The sequence below is a fragment of the Stenotrophomonas sp. SrG genome (genome assembly GCF_050031795.1).
Classification (GTDB): domain Bacteria; phylum Pseudomonadota; class Gammaproteobacteria; order Xanthomonadales; family Xanthomonadaceae; genus Stenotrophomonas; species Stenotrophomonas rhizophila_A.
In genome coordinates this window covers 1-249 of the sequence record NZ_JBNBBE010000660.1, presented here as the reverse complement: position 1 = coordinate 249, position 249 = coordinate 1, and the positions used below count along the sequence as shown (strand labels likewise).

Below are 249 nucleotides of genomic sequence, written 5' to 3'. Positions count from 1 at the left end.
CCCCGGCCGGCGCAGAGCAGGCCCCGGCGCGGGCGCTGCCGGCGGCCCAGCAGCCAGCTCAGCACCCGCCCGGAGGCCAGCAGCAGGCCGGCGGAGCTGGACAGACCCGCCACGAAGCGCAGCAGGCTCCACAGCCAGGGCTGCGTAGTGGACCCCATCAGCGTTGTGGCGGCAACCGCCAGCACCAGCCCAATCCGGTAGAAGCGGAATTTCTGCTGCATGTCGCCAACGCGCGCCGCCAGCAGGGTG

At 73.5% G+C, this 249-nt stretch carries 1 protein-coding gene; it reads right to left on the bottom strand.

What is annotated here, in order from left to right:
* Positions 1-249 (bottom strand): YbfB/YjiJ family MFS transporter (locus tag ACQG3P_RS21215; RefSeq protein WP_426806154.1); only part of this gene is annotated, 249 nt, incomplete at both ends.